This window comes from Actinomyces sp. HMSC075C01 (genome assembly GCF_001812965.1).
Taxonomy (GTDB): domain Bacteria; phylum Actinomycetota; class Actinomycetes; order Actinomycetales; family Actinomycetaceae; genus Actinomyces; species Actinomyces acetigenes.
Map to the genome: position 1 here is coordinate 1 of NZ_KV811040.1, position 18136 is coordinate 18136.

Here is an 18136-nt window from a genome sequence, read left to right on the forward strand (position 1 = left end):
ACCGACCCACACCCCTTGGAATCAATCATCTAGGTCACGCGAGACATTGCCGCCGTTCTGCCGTCTCAGGGGGTTGAGCTGTTTCCCTTCGAACCTTGGTATCGGCGCGCGTGAGCCTCGGGGGCCGTGTGCGCTCGTATGCTCGGACCAGGGCGACATCGCACGACGGCCCGGCGACGCCGCTGAAGAAGGAGGACCATGCGTATCTCGGAGCTCGCCAAGGAGTCCGGGACCCCGGTGGCGACGATCAAGTACTACATCCGCGAAGGCCTCCTACCCGCCGGTACGCCCGTTAACGCGCGGCAGTCTGACTACGGGACTCAGCACCTGGAGAGGTTGCGCCTCATTCGGGGACTCATGCACGTCCTAGGTGCATCCATTGATCAGGTGCGTGATGTCATCGACGTGATCAATCAACCGGATCAGGAGCCGTGGGAGGCGATGAAGTTCGCGACCGAGGCGATCCCAGCCCCTCACCAGCACGAGGAGTCGAGGGCGGGCAAGGCGCGTGTGGTACTGGAGCAGTTCGGCCTGCCCTGCTCCCCCGAGCATCCTGCGGTCAGGCACCTCGACGTGGCCCTGGCTTTCGCTGAGGAGATCGGTATGGCCATGAGCTCGGAGCAGCTGGCCGTTTACGTCGAGGCCGCGCGGCGGACTGCGCGCGCCGATATCGAGCGTGTCCCTTGGCAGTCGCGCGAGGACTCGGTGAGGCAGGCGGTCCTAGGGACCGTGGTCTACGAGCCGGTACTCCTTGCGCTACGGCGCATCGCGCACCGCGAGCTGGGCATGGCTCACTACGAGCACCACGACGGCGAGCAGGATCCGACACCGGACTCCCCGCCGGAGGAATGACGACGCGACCGGCGCGCCCCTGACACCCGTGTACTTACTGCCCTAGGGGAACGCACACCTCGACGGCCTTGGGCGTCTTCTTGTCGCCCAGGAGCTTGTGGGAGGTGAGGAACTCGATCATGGCGGCGACGTCGTCTACCCGCACCGAACCAATGGGGTGGCTGCCGTCGCCGCTGACCAGCTTGCCCGTGGCCACGGCGACCTCGCGGGCGCGCTTCGCCTGCGTCTGATCCACCTTGAGGTCGTCCATGTGTTCCTTGGTGGCCTCGACCGCCGCGTCGGGGTCCTTGACGAAGGCGGTCATGCCTTTGATCGAGGCCTTGACGACGGTCTCGAGGTCCTGGCGACGGGAGTCCAGCAGGGATCGGGTCGTCACCAGCGAGACGCCTACGAGGGGGATCCGGTCGGCGACCTGGATGGTACGCACGGGGGTGCCGGCCTGGCGGATCTGGATCGCGTCGTTGTTGGAGAAGCCGACGACGGCGTCGACCTTGCCGCCGACGAGCGCAGCCTGCTGGGTGTAGCCGATGTCCTGGATCGTCAGGTCGGACTCGGTCAGGGAGGCCGTGGACATGGCCAGCTGGAGGGCGTACCAGGTCTCACCCTTGCGGCCTGGAGTGCCGACGGTCTTGCCCTTGAGGTCCGCGGGAGCCTTGATCGGCGAGCTCTCCGGGACGATGAGGCAGGCCGGGTAGGACTGGTAGTAGCCGCCCACGACGACGAGGTCGGAGCCGTTGGAGGTGGCCACCACCGCCTCGTCGGCGCCAGCGACGACGAGCTGCTCATGGCCGCTCTGGAGGGCGTCGAAGAGACCGTCCTGCGCCCCGTGGTGGTGCAGCGTCACGTTCGTGGCGTATGTCCCGTCATTCTTAGCCATGTAGAAGGGGGCGAACTGGATGTTCGGCGTGTAGGTCAGGCCGATTGTCAGTGCGCCTCCGGCCGCCGAGGCCGACGCCGCGCGGCTGGCGGTCCCCGAGGAGCAGGCGGCAAGTGCTCCGGCGCCGGTGAGCGCCAGGCCTCCTGCCAGCAGCCGGCGGCGCGAGAGGAGTGACTGGGAGACGACGAGGTGAGAGACAGCCATGATGAGGAGTTTCCTTGTGTCGGAGGGGTGAGAAGCGGAGGCCGCGCAGGGCTCAGGTGGCGCGTCGGCCTCGTAGGGCGTCCACGGTGCGGCTGCGTCGCTCGAGCTCATGGAGCACCCAGTGGATGGTTGTGGCCAGCACGCACAGGAGCGTGATCGTGGCGAATACGCCGGTCGTGTCGCCCCGGCTCTGCTGCGTGGAGAGCACTGTCCCCAGGCCCTCGCCGCCCATGATGAGCTCGCCGACGACCGCACCGGTGACTGACAGGGTGAAACCGGTGCGCAACCCGGTGTAGATCGCCGGCAAGGCCATCGGAAGCTCCATGTGGATGAGCATGCTCAAGCCATGAGCGCCGTCGAGCCGGGCGGCGTCCATGACGTCGGCGTCCAGGCCGCGCAGCCCCAGGAGCACCGTGATGGTGATGGGGAAGAAGACCATGAAGGCGCACAGGACCACGATGGGAAGAGTTCCGTAACCGATCCACAGCACCATGAGGGGCGCGACGGCGATGCCGGGAACCGCCTGACTTGCAGCGACATAGGGCAGGACGGTTCGGGAGAACAGCCGCCAGCGGTACAGGGCCCAGGCCAGGGGCAGAGCGAACACGGCGGCCAGGAGACAGCCGAGGAGAGCCTCACGCAGCGTGATCCACGCTCTCCATCCCAGCCCGGCCTGAGTGAGGTTCAGCCACAGGCGGGTGACGACCGCCCAGGGGCTGGGCAGGAAGATCTCGGGGACGGCCCCCGAGCCGGCGACGAGCTGCCAGATGATGAGCAGTGCCGCTCCCAGGACGACGGCGGGAAACGGCCCGCTCCGCTCAGCAGCGCGGATGCGACGTCGGCGACGAGCCGAAGGCCTGGACGGCGACTCTGAGAACGACTCTGACAGGGAGGTCATCGACGAGGCCGAGGATGTCGACGGCTCAGGAACGTCACTGGGCGGCTCGGCGGGGGAAGCGTGGGGGCGTGCGGCCTTGCCGATGGGGCTGGGGCTGTACACGGTGGTGTCCTTCCCGGGACGTTCCGGGAACGGGCGCTCCCGGCTGCACCGGGGTCCGCCTGTGCACCGTCGGTCGGCGCACACACGTGCTGGGCGCCCGCTCGGTTCACCACCCGGCGAGCTCACAGCTGTCCGTGAGCTCGGGACACCGTCTCGAGCTGCGGGTCTCCCCGCCGAGCGCCACGCGCATCCTCCCCTCCGGACTTTCACCGTCGGTGCCGGAGTTCCACCGGCTCAGCCGTCGCATCCATAGCCGCTTCAGGCGGGTGTGGTGCGAGCGGGTCGCGGACTGTGACCGCCGGTTCGGACTTTCACCGACCCCGGAGCACGTTGCTGTTGGTAAGGATACAACGCAACCGTCCCACGACGGTACCCGGGACCTCTTCATGGCTGAGCGTGCTCGCGGGATGTCATTCAGAGCGAGGCTCGAGCTGGTCACCATCAGCGGAACAGTGACCCACAGCGTCCGCAACCGCCCGGCGCAGATGTTCCGGGCCCCGTCTAAGAGACGTCTCCAGTGCCTCGGAAGGATCGGAGATCTGGATGATGCGCTGGGCTCCCAGATCACTCAGACGCTGTTGTGCCGCGGCATCGATCCCGACCCGTCCGGCGAAGACGATGGAGGGCACCCCGTACTCGCAGGCCAGGCGGAGCACTCCGCTGACCGCCTTGCCATTTAAGGACTGCCCATCAACGGTCCCCTCCCCTGTCAGCAGCAGGTCGGCCTCTTCCAGCCGCTCACGCAGTCCGACGACGCGAGCCAGGTGATCAATGCCGGTGGCAAGCTCCGCCCCGAGAACAGCTGCCAGGGCAAAGGCGGTGCCGCCTGCCGCCCCGGTGCCCGGGCGGCAGGCCCAGTGGCTCAGGCCGAGGACTGCGGCCAGGCGCGTCACCTCGCCATCAACCCACGTGATCGCAGGCCCGAGCAGTCCCTTCTGCGGTCCGAAGACGGCTGCCGCGCCGTGGGGACCCGTGAGTGGATTCGTCACGTCACCGGCCACCGTGATGCTCACGCCCTCGAGGCGACGGCGAGCCGGCCCGACCTCGATCCGCCGGATGCGGGAGAACTCGGCGGGTACCGGTTCCACCTCACCTCCCCTCTCGTCCAGGCAGCGGGCGCCCAGCGCCACGAGCATCCCCAGGCCCAGGTCGTTGGAGGCCGACCCACCCAGACCGATGAGCAGTGAGCGGGCGCCGACGTCGACCGCGGCAGTGATGACATGGCCGAGCCCTGCGGTCGAGGAATGCATGACGTCCCGCTCTCCCGGCGCGATGTGCTCCAGCCCCACGCTGGAGGCCAGGTCGACAACGGCCCGATCGCCGTCGAGTCCGAAGCCCGCCATCCGGGGCCGGCCCAGGGCGTCAACCGTGGTCACCTCCTGCCACGAGGCGCCCCAGGCGGCCGTGACGGCCTCGGCGAAACCCTCTCCGCCGTCGGAGACGGGGACCTGATCGACCACGCATGTGGTGGGCAGGGCGTCGCGCACCCCGACCGCCATGGCCCGAGCGGCCTGCACGGCGGTCATGGACTCCTTGAAGGAGTCGGGTGCGATGACGATCCTCATGGATGCGGTACTGTCCGACTGCCCAGGCCGGCTATGCCCGCGAGGCGGTGACAGCGGCGTCGAACTCCTCGGAGATCTCCTTCGAGGGCTGACTCGTGCGGGACACGGCCCAGGCCACGGCCAGGTTGCTCAGGAATCCGGGCACGATCTCATAGAGGTCGAAGATGCCGCCCGGACCGCCGGAGACGTTCCCCCAGATCATGACGACGACGGCCCCGGTGATCATTCCCGCGAAGGCACCCATGACGCTCAAGCGCTTCCAGTACAGCGACAGCAGAATGGTGGGGCCGAAGGAGGCGCCGAAGCCGGCCCAGGCGAAGGCCACGAGCGCGAGGATCGTTTTACTGTCATTCCAGGCCATGATCGCGGCGACCAGGGCGATGGCGAATACCGCCATGCGCGAGTAGAGCACCATGCGGTTGCCACTGATCTTGTCCTCTCGGGTTCGGGCGAAGGAGCCGTACAGGTCCTCAATGAGCGCCGAGGAGGTGACGAGCAGCTGGGAGGAGATCGTCGACATGATGGCGGCAAGAATGGCTGCCAGCATGAATCCTGCGACCAACGGGTGGAAGAGCAGCTTGCCCAGGGTGATGAAGACGGTCTCCGGGTCGGCCAGCTGCTTCTTGTCGTGGTGGTACGTGGCTACGCCCACGACGGCGGTGCCGGCAGCACCGAGCACCGCGAAGAGCATCCAGCCGATTCCGATGGTGCCGCCGGCCACGGCCTCCCTGGGACTGCGGATGGCCATGAACCGGACGATGATGTGCGGCTGTCCGAAGTAGCCCAGGCCCCAGGCCAGTGCCGAGATGACGCCGAGCAGCGTCGTCGTCGGCCCCCAGACGACCCAGTAGTGGGCGTCAACCTCGGAGACGGCCTTCATCAGGTTGGACACTCCCCCGAGTCGAATGACCCCTGCGACGGGAACCATGACCAGGGCGGCCACCATCATGACTCCCTGGACGAAGTCGGTGTAGGACACGGCCAGGAAGCCGCCGATCAGCGTGTAGACCACGGTGATGGCGGCGACGATGACCATGCCGAGGTGGTAGTCCATGCCGAAGGAGGACTCGAAGAAACGGCCGCCGGCGACCATGCCGGAGGAGACGTAGAAGGTGAAGTAGACCAGAATGATGAGGCCGCTGGACCACCGCAGCAACCGGTGCGTGTCGTGGAGCCGGTTGTCCAGGAAGCTGGGGACCGTGATGGAGTTGTTGGCGACCTCGGTGTAAGCGCGCAGGCGAGGAGCCACCAGCAGCCAGTTCGCCAGAGCCCCGGCCGTCAGTCCGACAGCGATCCACCCCTCGACCAGGCCGCTGACATACAGGGCCCCCGGCAGTCCCATCAGCAGCCACCCCGACATGTCGGAGGCTCCCGCCGACAGTGCCGCCACCCAGGGATTGAGGTCGCGGTCGGCGAGCATGTAGTCGTCGAAGTTGTCCGTTCGCAGATAGGCCCAGCCCCCGATGGCGAGCATGGCCACGAAATAGACGATCATCGCGATGGCTTGATAGGTAGTGGCAGTCATCAATATCCTCACGTCAGTCAGAGGGGAGACACACCGCTGTCGCCGTTGGAGAAAGGGCTCGTGGAGCCTCTCGAGGGATCCGGATCGGCGTGCGCGGTATGTCGCGGCTCGTCGTTGATGTTCCTGATGGCGCGACCATGAGTGGCAGACAAGCACTGCGGATGATGTGGAAATCCGCACGTTACATGACATGACGGGCGGCAGTGACCGCTCACTTGATCATGGTTGAGACTTCTTCATCGTTCCTTCTGCGTGGGCACGACTCAACGCACGTGAAGGACGATGGCCGCGGCATAATCACCGTCATGGCTCATGGAAACCGGCCAACACCCTGGGGTTGATACCTCCTCTCCGAGACTGCGTTCAACAGCACGGGCAACGGTGCCGCTCAGGCGTAAGGAAGGGCGGCCCCACCGATCGGTGACCACCTCGATCTCACGCCAGTCGACGTCCTCGACCAGGATAACCGGAGAACTACTCGTTCCGCGACTATTTGCGCACAGAACGTGTGCCTGGCTCCAGGCCTTGATGAAGGACTCCTTGGCCGCCCAGCGTGCGGCCAGATGCTGGGCCGGACTCGTCCCCCTGTCCTGCGAGCGGTTGTGGGCCTCTCTGAGCTCGCGCGCAGTGAAGGCTCGTTGTGCGAAGACGGTGCCGGGCTGCTCGAGCTGGGCGGAGAAACCCGGAATGTGCACCAGGTCCGTGCCCACTGCCAGAACGGTGGAACCGGGGGAAGGCTGCGGCGTGTCCGGAAGCTGCGGCTCAGTCATGACGGAGTACTCATGAAGTAAAACTTACGAATCATTGACGCAATTCCTTCGACAATTCCATATGGACCAAACAGGGCCGGTTCTACAGACGGTATCCATCGTCTGTAGAACCGGCCCTGTCCGCTATCGTGATGAGCTTACTCGCCGGTGTGGTAGACGCCGTCGGAGCCCAGGCGAGCGTCGGGGTCGAGCAGCATGGCGGCTTCGACCTCATGCGGGTCGCGCTGCTTGGACTCCTCCCCCAGGCGCCGGCTCTGAACCTGCTCGAACAGCGGGGCCCGGCCGATCATGCCTGCGCGGCGGCGCCTGGTCCCGGCGGCCAGGCGGGCGTTGGCGGAGGCCAGCCAGGCGTCAACCGCCTCCTGGCCCTCGGCCTGACGCAGGGCGGCCTCGAAGGCGCCGGGGTGGACGATCGCGATGAGACCGGAGACGTGTCCGAAGCCCAGCGAGGTCAGCAGGCCGGCTCGCACCGGGCCGGCACCGGGGACCCGCCCGTCCTGACCGCCGCGGCCGGCCAGACGGATGGGCCTGCGCGGCCACACCCAGAAGGCGTCCTTGGCCAGCGGGGCGTCGACGACATCCAGGGAGGCGTTGCCGGGAGCCACACCGGAGGTGAGGATCTCGGTCAGGCCCGCAACCTGGAAGACGGCGGCGCCGCCCTTGGCGTGACCGGTGATGGTCTTCTGCGAGACCGCCACCAGCGAGTTGCCCTCGGAGCGTCCCAGTGCGCGCGCCAGACGCGTGTGCAGCTCGGACTCGTTGGGGTCGTTGGCACCGGTCGAGGTGTCGTGCTTGGAGACCAGCGCGATGTCGTCAGCCTCCACACCCAGGGCTGCCAGGGCCTTGGCCAGGCGCGAGCTGCGCCCGCCGCGGCCGGCGCCCAGGGCGCCCAGGCCGGGGGCCGGGATCGAGGTGTGGGCGCCGTCGGCGTAGGAGGAGACGAAACCGATCACGCCGGCCACCGGCAGCCCCATCCGGGCCGCCACCGAGCCACGGGCCAGGATCACCGTGCCGCCGCCCTCGGCCTCCACGAATCCGCCGCGGCGGCGGTCGTTGGCGCGCGAGAAGTGGCGGTCGGAGATGCCCTTGGCGCGCATGGCCGCGGCCTCCGCGGTGGCGTTCATGTTGCCGAAGCCGACGACCGACTCGATCGAGATGTCGTCGATGGCGCCGGCCACGACGACGTCGGCCTTGCCCAGGGCGATCTTGTCCCAGCCCTCCTCGATGGAGACGGCCGCGGTGGCGCAGGCGCTCACCGGCTGGACCATGGCACCGTAGCCGCCGATGTAGGACTGCATGACGTGGGCGGCCACAACATTGGGCAGGGCCTCCTGGAGGATGTCACTGGGACGCTCCTCCCCCAGGAACCGGCCGACGAACATCTTGCGCATCGACTCCATGCCGCCGAACCCGGTGCCCTGCGTGGAGGCCACGTCGGAGGGGTGGACGGCCTTGAGGAGCTCGGCCGGGGTGAAACCGGCCGACAGGAAGGCGTCAACGGTGGTGACCAGGTTCCAGGAGGCGATCGGGTCCATACCCTGGGTCATCGAGGCAGGGATGCCCCAGCGCTCCGGGTCGAAGTCGCGCGGGAACTGGCCGCCAACCGTGCGCGACAGCGCGGCGCGGCGCGGCACCCGGGCCAGTGAGCCGGCCAGGCGGGTGACGGTCCACTCGCCGGTCTCGGCGTCGGGGACCACGAGCGTGTGCTCGGGGTCGGAGGCCTCAATGGTGCGGGCCGTGGCCTCGTCGGGAACCGACAGGGTGATGTCGCGGTCGAGGTAGACGATGACCTCCTCATCGGCGATCGGCGCGATGACGCCGTCGTCGACGAACTGGCGGATACCGCAGCGGGCCACGACCTCGTCGCGGTAGCGCTCCAGGATGTCGGACTCCTCGACCATCTCCCCGTCGGTGTCGTACCAGCCGGCCTTGGGGCTGTCCTGCCAGGTGAGCAGCCCCATGCCCCAGGCGAGCTCGAGGACCCCGGCGGCGGTCAGGTCAACGTCCTCCCCGCTGCTCATACCCAGCTCGGCCTCGCGGCGCGTACGACCCGATCCCCAGGTGGAAACCTCTCCGGTGGAGATGATGACGACCAGGTCGTCGAGGTCGGCGCTCACCTCGCCCCACTGGGGGGCGGTGGGCTGAGTCGGGACCACCGGGGTGGGCAGGGCCTTGATGACGGCCGGGGCCTCTGTCTCCTCGGTGGGCTCGGCGCCCTGAGCAGCGGCGTTCTCACGCAGGGCCACCAGGTCGATGTCGTCACCCAGTCCCCCCGTGAGGTCAGCGTTCACCGGGGCCTGGGCCGCCCGGGTACGCACCTCGGTGGTGCACAGGTCGGTGAGCTCGGAGGCGATCTCCTCCGTGGTCCAGGTGCGCACCCCGGCTGCCTCGACGGCGGCGACGAGTGGGTCGTTACCGCCCATGAGGCCGGTGCCCTTGACCCAGCCGATACGGGGGTGGGCCAAAGTGACGCGCTGGGCCCAGGCCCGCTCCGACGACCAGCGGTTGACGATCGCGTCCAGAGCGGACTTGACCTCGCCGTAGGCGCCGTCACCGCCGAAGGTGCCCCGGTTCGGGGAGCCGGGCAGGACCACGTGCAGACGGTGGTCGACGTGGGTGTCGGTGCCGATGGCGCTCAGAGCGGCAATGGTGCGCTCCACCGACCACAGCAGCAGGCGGGTCTGGGACTCGGCCGCGGGGCCGGCGTCGGCCAGCGTGCCCGAGACGCGCGGCGCGGCGAAGGGGAACAGGAGGGTGGGAACCAGGGCCTCCTTGACCACCTTGGTGGAGCCGCCGGAGGTGACCACCTGGTCGTTGCCGATCCACTCGGCCAGGGCGTCGACGTCCCGGTAGGAGGACAGGTTCGCGGGAACCATCCACAGCTTGGCGCCGGCAGCGGCGTGCTCGCGGTACAGGGTGGTGGCGAACTCGAGGCGCTCGTGGGTCAGGCGCGAGCTGGTGGCCACCACGGTGGCGCCACCGGCCAGCAGCTCTCCGACGACGGCCGCGGCGATGGAGCCGGGGGCCACACCGGTGACGACGGCGACGTCCTCGGACCAGCGCACCGTGGGATCGTCGGCCTGGGGAGCCTTCGGCGCGGCCTGGGCGATCGCGGTCAGGACGGCGGCGCGCTCGGCGCCGTCGGCCAAGTCGGAGGCCTTGACCTGCCTGGCCCACCAGGTGGCGTGGTCGGCCACCGCCTGCCCCAGGCCCACGAAGCGCTCGGGGGCCAGGAGCCGGCGGAAGGCATCCAGGTCGGTCTCGCCGGAGCCGAGTCGGGCGACGTCCTCACGGGCCGTGGCCCAGCGGTCGTCGATGAGGACGGCGCGCTCAGGGACGAAGGCCGGTGTGACGGACTTGACCCATCCGGCACCCAGCTCGGCGTCCAGGGCGGCCATGGCGGCCCGGGTGCGGGAGGCCTCGTCGTCGGCGTCAGCCGGGACAGTGGCCTTCTCGGCCAGGCCCAGGGCGTCCAGGAGGGTGCGGGCCGTGGTGGCCAGGACGCCCTCGGAGCCGGTGACGCTCTGGGCGAAGGCGTCCAGGGCCGCGGAGTCGACCACTGCGCCTCCGGCGCCGCCAGCACTCGGCTTGGAGACGGCCACACCGTGGTCGGCGGCGACGGCCTGGACGGCGGAGTCGATGAGGGCGTCCACGGCGCTTGCACTGGTCAGCGGGGCCGAGGAGCCCAGGGAGGCCAGGTCCTCGCCGCGCATCGAGGAGCCCTCCCGGGTGCCCAGGAACAGTGCGGCGGTCACGTGGGAGACCCACCCCTGCCCCAGACCCCAGGTGCCGGTAACGCGGTCAGCGATACGAGAGGCGCGCACGCCGGAGGGGCCCAGAAGGCGGCCCAGTCCCACGCGGATGGCCTCGGTGAGAACGGGACCGAAGGCCTTGTAGCCGGGGGCCCCCTTGGCGACCGTGGCGGCCAGGGCCGTCATGTCGGCGTCAGCGGCGCCGTCGATGGAGGCGAGCTCGAGCTCGGTGCCCAGGTCCATGAGGAGCTGGTTACGGCGCGAGGAGACTCCGTTGGTGAGTGTCTCGGTGGTGTCCGTGGCGCCGATCTGCTCGGGGCGGATGCGCGAGGCGTGGGCCAGGAGCACCGTCAGGGCGTCGGTCGCACCGAAGGGCAGGTCGTCCACCGGTCCGGCTGCGGCTGGAGCCGCCGCAGCGGGGGTGGCCTCGGCGGCGGGAGCGGGAGCCTGCTCGGCCGCAGCGCTCTGCGCGGGAGCCTCGGCCTCAGCAGCCGGCTCCTGCGCGGCCGGAACGTCGAAGTCCGGCTCGGTGAGCTCGACGGCCGGGTCGGTGTCGGTGGCCAGCACCCGAGCCTCGTCGCGGCGAGCGTTGTGCACGGTGACGTGGCGTCCGGCGTGCTGGGGCAGACGCAGGGTGTTGGTGGCCAGGTTCGCCAGGGTGGGGGAACCCGCCAGGCCCACCTCGACGATGTGCTCGATCCCCAGGCCGCCCTCGCTCGGGGAGGACAGCAGGACCTCCTGGGTCTCGATCCAGCGCACTGGTGAGGCGAACTGCCAGGCCAGGAGCTCGACCAGCAGGACGCGGGCCAGCTCCATGGGGCGCTTCACCCAGGAGTCCCAGTTGGCCAGGATCTCCTCAACGGGCTCGGAGGGTACGACCTCAAGGATCGAACGGGCGAAGTCCTGGGTCAGGGCGAAGGGTCGGGCCACAAGGTTGGGCACGTAGTGGCCCACCAGCCGCTCGACGTCCAGGTTCTCGGGGACGAGCTCGAGCAGGCGAGTGCGGAACTCCGGCACGCCGGGGCGCAGCACCTCGGAGTGGAAGGGCACGTCGATGCCGGGGACGAACATGAAGGGGTTCTTGCCTCCGCGGGCCTTGGCCTTGGCGCGGGCGTCGGCGGCCAGGGCGTCCAGGCCCTTGATCGTGCCTGCTACGGCGTACTGAACGCCGGCCAGGTTGTGGTTGACGATCTGGAGGAACTCTCCGGTGGCCTGGGAGATCGAGCGCACGTAGGCCTCGACCTCGTCGGCCTTGATACCCGCCTGGTTGGGGCGCAGGGCCCCCATGCGGTAGTTCGAGGCGCCGTCGGCGTCGCGCGGCACCAGCGAGTGCATGGTGGAGCCGCGCTGGAAGACGATCGAGATGGTCGTCTCCACGGGCATGACGTGCCCGTAGGCGCTCAGCGCCGTGTACTCGCCCAGGGAGTGGCCGGCGAAGGCGGCGTTGTCCACGAGGGCGCCGGCCTCGGCCAGGCGTGCAGTGGTCGCCATGGCGACGGTGGCCAGGGCTACCTGGGTGAACTGGGTGAGGTTGAGCAGCCCCTCGGGGTGGCGGTAGGTGACGCCGCGGGCGGTCATCTCGGTGGGGTTGTCGCGCACCAGGTTGATGACGGAGAAGCCCAGCTCGGCGCGGGTGTGGGCGTCGGCCCGCTCCCAGATCTCCCGGGCGGCCTTGGAGGAGTTCATCTCGTCCAGGCCCATGCCGGGGGCCTGGATGCCCTGACCGGGGTAGACGTAGGCGGTGGGCTCGGGCGTCGTCACGGCGGTGCCGCGGGAGACGACCTCGCCTTTGATGCGGCAGACGACCTCCAGGACGTAGCCGCCGCCGACCACCAGGCCAGTGCGCTCCACGGTGATCTCGACGTCGTCGTTCAGCTCCACCGGACCGGTCATGACGTAGGTCCAGCCGGCTAGGACGTGGCGCGAGCCGTCGGCCGCGGTGGAGGCCGCCACCTGCTGGGCGGTGGCCGACAGCCACATGCCGTGGACGAGCGGGGCCTCCATGCCTGCCACACGGGCGGCGTTGTAGGAGGTGTGGATCGGGTTGAAGTCGCCGGTGACCCGGGCGAAGGCCGTCATGTCCGCGGGCGCGGTGACGGTGGTGCGGCGCAGAATGCGGCGCGCGGCCGGGGCCGTCTTGCGCCCGGTGCCGCCGGCGAGCTCGGGGGCGCTGGGCACGGCGTTGCCGGAGGCACGGCCGCGGATGGCGAAGCGCTCGCGCATGAGTGCCACCACGGTGCCGTCGCAGGCGTCGGTCAGCTCCAGGCGCACGTCGACGACACGGCCGGCACTGGACTCCTCCAGCGCGGCGACCCAGCCGGTGACGTTGATCGTGGGGCTGGTCGTGGCCGCGGCCTCCTGGAGCTGGTGGAGGGTGAGGTGCAGGTCGATGGTGTGGTCCAGGTGGACGGCGCCGAGCAGGCCCTCGATGAGCGGCATGCCGTCCTCGACGACGCTGCCCAGGGCGGCGTAGACCACCGGCCAGCAGGGGCCGAGCAGGGCGTCGGGCACGAAGGGCGCGGCGGACAGGTCCGCGGGCAAGGCGTCGGCAGTTACCGAGGCGTGGTCGTGGCCCAGGTTGCCGGCCAGCGTGAAGGAGCCGTGGATGGTGCCGAAGGGCTGGGTGGCGGGACGCCCCAGGGCGTCCGTGGCTCCGTCCTGTGCGGGGCGGACCTCAGGCAGGTGATCGACGTTATCGCCCGTGATGGACACGGCCCCCACGCCTGCGGTGGCCCGCAGCAGGTCGTTCATCGTCTCGCTGATGCGCTCGGGGTCGACCAGTGGGGCGGCGCCGTCCCAGGCGCGGGCCAGGCGCAGCGGCACCACGAGGCGGCGCACGGCGTGGATCTTGTCTCCGCCGGGAGTGTCGTCCCAGTGGGTGTCGAGGCGGATGTCGAGGTCGTAGGCGTCCTCGGCCACGTCCGGGCGGGCGACGACGTTGTAGGCGTCGTCGCCCAGGACGGTGGCCGGGTTGACCGTCAGGTGACCGTTCCACAGGACGTGGGGGGCCACCTGGACGAGCTCCTTGGCGTCGGCCACGGGGGACGCCAGGACGCCGTCGGCCACGGCGGGGGCGGCGCCCAGACGGCCGGCGGCCTCCTGCTCGCCGGTGCCGGCGTCCTGGAGGGCCTCGACGGCGGCGGTCTCGAAGCGGCCCAGCAGCTCGCCGACCGGCTCGTTAATGGTGGTGATGCCGGCCACGGCGACCGGACCGGGGATGATGCGCACCTGGTCAGCGGTGTAGCGCGGGTCCTGGGACTGCCACAGGGAGTCGGTGCCCCACCAGCGCAGGATGTCGGCGTCGACCACGGGCACGAAGGGCACGGGCTTGGGGTGCTTGCGGCACAGGTCGACGAACCAGGCGGTGTCAACGGGCTCCACGAGGGTGGAGGCGGCCGACGGGTAGTGCTCGGTCAGGGCGGCCAGGGCGGCGTCGGAGTCGATGACGGCGTCGTAGTCGGCGAAGAGCGTGGGGATCTCGCCGTGGTCGGCCGGGCTCAGGCGGGCCTCGATGCGGTGCAGCAGGTCGATGAAGCGGTCGTACCAGCCCTCGTCGGCCCAGTCGGCGCGGGTGGCGCAGCGCCCCTCGTGGGGGGCGACGCACAGTTCGGCGTAGCGGGTGGCCCACTGAAGGTAGGTCATCTCCTCGACGTCGCCGAAGTAGGGCTTGGCGGTCTTGGCCAGGGCGTCGATCATCTCCTGGCGGCGTGCGGCCATGGCGGCCTCGTCACCGGCGAGCTCCTGGATGAGGCGGGAGGCCCGGGCCGAGGAGTTGTCGATCTCGTAGAGGTCGGCACGCAGGTGGGACAACCCGGAGGTCATGCCGCCGATGGACTCCCCGGAGGCGACCCAGCCGCCCTCGACCCCGGAGTCCTCGGGGATCCCGGGGGTGTCGACGAGGAGCTGCTTGACGTCGTCGTTGGTCTTGGCCTCCAGGCAGGTCATGGCGGCGGTTCCGATCATGACGCCGTCGACGGGGGCGGCGGCCGTACCGTAGGCCTCGGCCCAGCGGCCGGTGAGGTAGTCGGCGGCGCGGGTGGGCGTACCGATACCGCCGCCGACGACGAGCACCACGTTGGCCACGGCGCGGATGGCGTCGTAGGTGGCCAGGAGCATGGTGTCCAGGTCCTCCCACGAGTGGTGGCCACCGGCGTGTCCGTCCTCGATCTGGATGATGACGGGGCTGTCGGGCACGGCGCGGGCGATGGCCAGGACCTGACGGATCTGGTCCACGGTGCCGGGCTTGAAGGCGATGTAGGGGAAGCCCTCGGCGTGCAGGCGCTCGAGCAGGGCGGTGGCCTCCTCGAGCTCGGGGATACCGGCGGAGATGGTGATGCCGTCGATGGGGGCGCCCCCGGCGCGGGCCTTGGACAGCAGCCGCTGGGTCCCCAGGTGCAGGTTCCACAGGTAGCGGTCCATGAACATGGCGTTGAAGGCCGCGGTGCGCCCGGGCTCGAGCGCCTTCTCCAGGCCCTGAAGGTTCTCGGTCAGGACGGCGGGGGTGGTCTGGCCCCCGCCGGCGAGCTCGGCCCAATAGCCTGCGTTGGCGGCGGCCGCCACGATGGCCGGATCCACAGTGGTAGGGGTCATTCCCGCCAGGAGTACCGCGCTGCGCCCGGTCAGGCGGGTGAAGGCGGTGTCGAGGGTGAGACGGCCGTCGGGCAGGCGGGTGATGCGCGGGGCGAAGCGGGAGCGGTCGACGCCGGGGCGGGGGGCCGCGCCGGCGCGGTCGAGGTCGTCGATGGCCTTGGCGGTCCCCGCGGGCACGACGGTGGTTCCCGTACCGGCCACGACGCCCTCGGTGAGACGAACCAGGACATTGCCCGGTCCCAGGTCCAGGACGGTGCGCACCGGGGCGTCCGATCCGGCTGCGAGGGCCCCGGTGACCAGGCCGGGCCAGTCGACCGGGTCAATGAGCACGGCGGTGGCCAGCTCGCGGGCGAGCTTCTCGTTCAGGCCGCAGGTGGCCGCCCAGGCGGCGACGTCGTCGACGGCACCGGCGAGCAGCGGGGTGTGGAAGGGAACCGAGGTGGTGAGGAACTCGGTGACCGGGGCCAGCACGGCGCCACCGCGACGGCGGTCCTTGCGGGCCTTGGCGCTGCGGGCGGCGGCCGCCTCCAGCGCGGTGACAACGCTCTCGAGGTCGGCTGGGCGCCCCGAGAGGATGTGCGCCTGACGGCCGTTGGTCACGCCCACGGAGATCCGCTCGGAGCCGGGGACCCGGGCCAGGACCGCGTCGAGCACGCTGCGGGTCACGCCGCGGACCGAGAGCATCGGGGTGGACTCCCCCACGGTGCCCAGGTCGAGGCGGCGGGTGGTGCGAGTGGCCGCCGCACCGATGAGGCGGGCGATGGCGTGAACCTCGATGACGCTCTCGCGCTCGCCGGCCTGCACGGCCTGGAGGAGACTGACGCCCAGGACGCCCTGGGAGTGGCCGATGGCGCTCACCGGGGCGTGGGCGGCCGGGTCGATACCGGCGCCGGGTAGGGAGGCCAGGGCGGCGTGCTGGGCCATGAGGATGCCTGGCACGGAGACGTCTGCGCCGTCGGCGGTGGTGCGGTGCTGGGGGGTGACCGGAGCGGCCTCGTCGTCCAGGAGCCTCGAGCCGCGCGGGGTCACGGTGAGCAGGTCGGTGGCCACGGGGGCCAGGCGCTCGGCCACGGCCCGGTCGACCGCCACGACGTCATCGGCCAGGGCGCGGTCCAGGGAGACCAGGTCGGCCAGCGTCTGGCGCCAGGGGGTGGCCTGTCCTCCGAAGGTGATGATGTAGGGCTCGCCTCCGCTCAGGCGCTCAGCGATGGTGGTCGCGGGGCTGGGGGCTTGCGAGTTCGTGTGCACGGTAGTGGTGTCCTTCGGTGTTGCGACGGCGTGGTCGGTGGTCTCGGAACGGTTACCAGAACTGAGGTCAGGTGAAGACGGGGAACGGGGTGAACGCGGTGAAAGCGGCGGCGAGTGGGACTCGGAGCCGGGGTCAGAGGGGGATGTTGTCATGCTTCTTGGGCGACTCGGGACGGGCGTCGTTCTTGGCACGCAGGGCGGCCAGTGAGTCGACGATGACGTTGCGGGTGTCCTCGGGGGCGATGACGGCGTCGATCTCTCCGATGGCCACGGCCTTGTCGGGGTTGATGACGGCGTCGGTGTACTCGGCCACGAGCCGCTCGTGCTCGGCGGCGGCGGCCTCCTCCCCCTGCTCATCACGGACCTTGGCCAGGTCGCGGCGGTGGATGATGCCCACGGCACCGGTGGCGCCCAGGACGGCGATCTCGGCCCCCGGCCAGCAGAAGTTGAGGTCGGCGCCGATGGCCTTGGAGCCCATGACGATGTAGGCGCCGCCGTAGGCCTTGCGCAGGACGATCGTCACCAGTGGCACGGTGGCGGTGGCGTAGGCGTTAATGACCTTGGCGCCGCGGCGGATGATGCCGGCGTGCTCCTGCTCGGCTCCGGGACGGTAGCCGGGGACGTCGACGAAGGTGACCACCGGCAGTCCGAAGGCGTCGCAGAAGCGCACGAAGCGGGCGAGCTTCTCGGAGGCGTCGACGTCCAGGGTGCCGGCGTCCACCAGCGGCTGGTTGGCGACGATCCCCACCGGGCGGCCCTCGAAGCAGGCGAAGCCGACCACGACATTGGTGGCGAACTCCTCCTGGACCTGGACGAGCTCGCCATGGTCGACGACGGCTGAGACCACCTCGACGACGTCGTAGGCCTGCCGGGTGGAGGCCGGGACGATCTCGCCGACGCTGCGGGCAGCCTCGGCGTCGGCCTGCGCGTCGGCGTCGTCGTAGGCGTACAGGGGGGCACTGACCTCGGCCGAGGAGGGCAGGTAGGCCAGGAAGGTGCGGACCTGCCCCAGCGCGTCCTCCTCATCGTCGGCCACGTAGTGGACGACGCCGGAGACCGAGCCGTGGATCTTCGCACCGCCGAGGTCCTCGGCGCTGATCTGCTCACCGGTCACGGCGCGTACGACATCGGGGCCGGTGACGAACATGTGGGAGGCCTGGCGGGTGGCGATGACGAAGTCGGTCAGGGCCGGGCTGTAGACGGCGCCACCGGCGCAGGGGCCCAGGATGACGCTGATCTGCGGGACCAGCCCGGAGGCGGCGCAGGTGCGGTTGAAGATGCGTCCGTACTGGCGCAGGGCACCCACGCCCTCCTGGATCTTGGCGCCACCGGAGTCGATGAGCCCGATGACGGGGATGCGCAGGCGCAGGGCGTCGTCCAGGAGGCGGACGATCTTGTCCCCCTCGATGGTGCCCAGGGCGCCGCCGGAGACGGAGAAGTCCTGGGAGTAGACGGCCACCTGCCGGCCGTCAATCTGACCGAAGCCGGTGACGACGCCTGAGGGTCGGGCCTTGTCGCCGGCGCCCGAACCGGTGTAGCGGCCGATCTCCAGGAAGGTGGAGTCGTCGAGCAGGTCGTTGATGCGCTCGCGGGCGGTGCGCTTGCCCTTGGCGTGCTGACGGGCGGCGGCGCGCTCCTCCGCCTCCCGGTCGACGCGGGCGATGCGCTGGCGGAAGGCGGTGGTGGCGACCGAGTCGGCCATGGTGCTTCCCTGGGCCGGTGTCTCGGCAGGTGTTCCGGGGCCGGAGAGGGG

General features: G+C 70.1%; 8 protein-coding genes and 1 riboswitch. Of the genes, 1 reads left to right on the plus strand and 7 read right to left on the minus strand.

All coding sequences use genetic code 11. The features are described from left to right. Window positions 1-198: 198 nt before the first annotated feature. On the plus strand, window positions 199-852 hold the full coding sequence (locus HMPREF2883_RS12785) for a MerR family transcriptional regulator (protein WP_070662985.1): 654 nt from the start codon (window positions 199-201) through the stop codon (window positions 850-852). Window positions 853-886: 34 nt separating this feature from the next. On the opposite strand, the gene HMPREF2883_RS12790 is transcribed toward HMPREF2883_RS12785, so the two are convergent. The 7 genes from HMPREF2883_RS12790 to HMPREF2883_RS12820 form a co-directional block, all read right to left on the minus strand. Next, entirely contained in the window at window positions 887-1933 is a 1047-nt protein-coding gene (locus tag HMPREF2883_RS12790; protein WP_070662986.1) for an ABC transporter substrate-binding protein, read from the minus strand. A gap of 52 nt (window positions 1934-1985) precedes the next feature. Then, window positions 1986-2933, minus strand: a complete 948-nt coding sequence (locus HMPREF2883_RS12795; RefSeq protein ID WP_070662987.1) for an ABC transporter permease — start codon at window positions 2931-2933, stop codon at window positions 1986-1988. A gap of 182 nt (window positions 2934-3115) precedes the next feature. Continuing rightward, window positions 3116-3266: riboswitch (FMN riboswitch) on the minus strand. Between the two features lie 77 nt (window positions 3267-3343). Continuing rightward, window positions 3344-4498 carry a glycerate kinase gene (locus HMPREF2883_RS12800; protein ID WP_070662988.1) on the minus strand — a complete coding sequence of 385 codons (1155 nt, stop codon included), beginning with the start codon at window positions 4496-4498 and terminating at the stop codon, window positions 3344-3346. A 31-nt stretch (window positions 4499-4529) separates the two neighbouring features. Continuing rightward, on the minus strand, window positions 4530-6023 hold the full coding sequence (putP, locus tag HMPREF2883_RS12805) for a sodium/proline symporter PutP (RefSeq protein WP_070662989.1): 1494 nt from the start codon (window positions 6021-6023) through the stop codon (window positions 4530-4532). 263 nt (window positions 6024-6286) lie between these two features. Next, a complete protein-coding gene (locus tag HMPREF2883_RS12810; RefSeq protein ID WP_070662990.1) occupies window positions 6287-6793 on the minus strand; it encodes a holo-ACP synthase AcpS in 507 nt (168 codons plus the stop codon). Between the two features lie 137 nt (window positions 6794-6930). Further along, the gene (locus HMPREF2883_RS12815; protein ID WP_081384529.1) at window positions 6931-16383 is read right to left on the minus strand and encodes a type I polyketide synthase; all 9453 of its coding nucleotides are present in this window, start codon (window positions 16381-16383) and stop codon (window positions 6931-6933) included. 133 nt (window positions 16384-16516) lie between these two features. Next, the gene (locus HMPREF2883_RS12820) at window positions 16517-18085 is read right to left on the minus strand and encodes an acyl-CoA carboxylase subunit beta (protein ID WP_371080924.1); all 1569 of its coding nucleotides are present in this window, start codon (window positions 18083-18085) and stop codon (window positions 16517-16519) included. Window positions 18086-18136 lie beyond the last annotated feature (51 nt).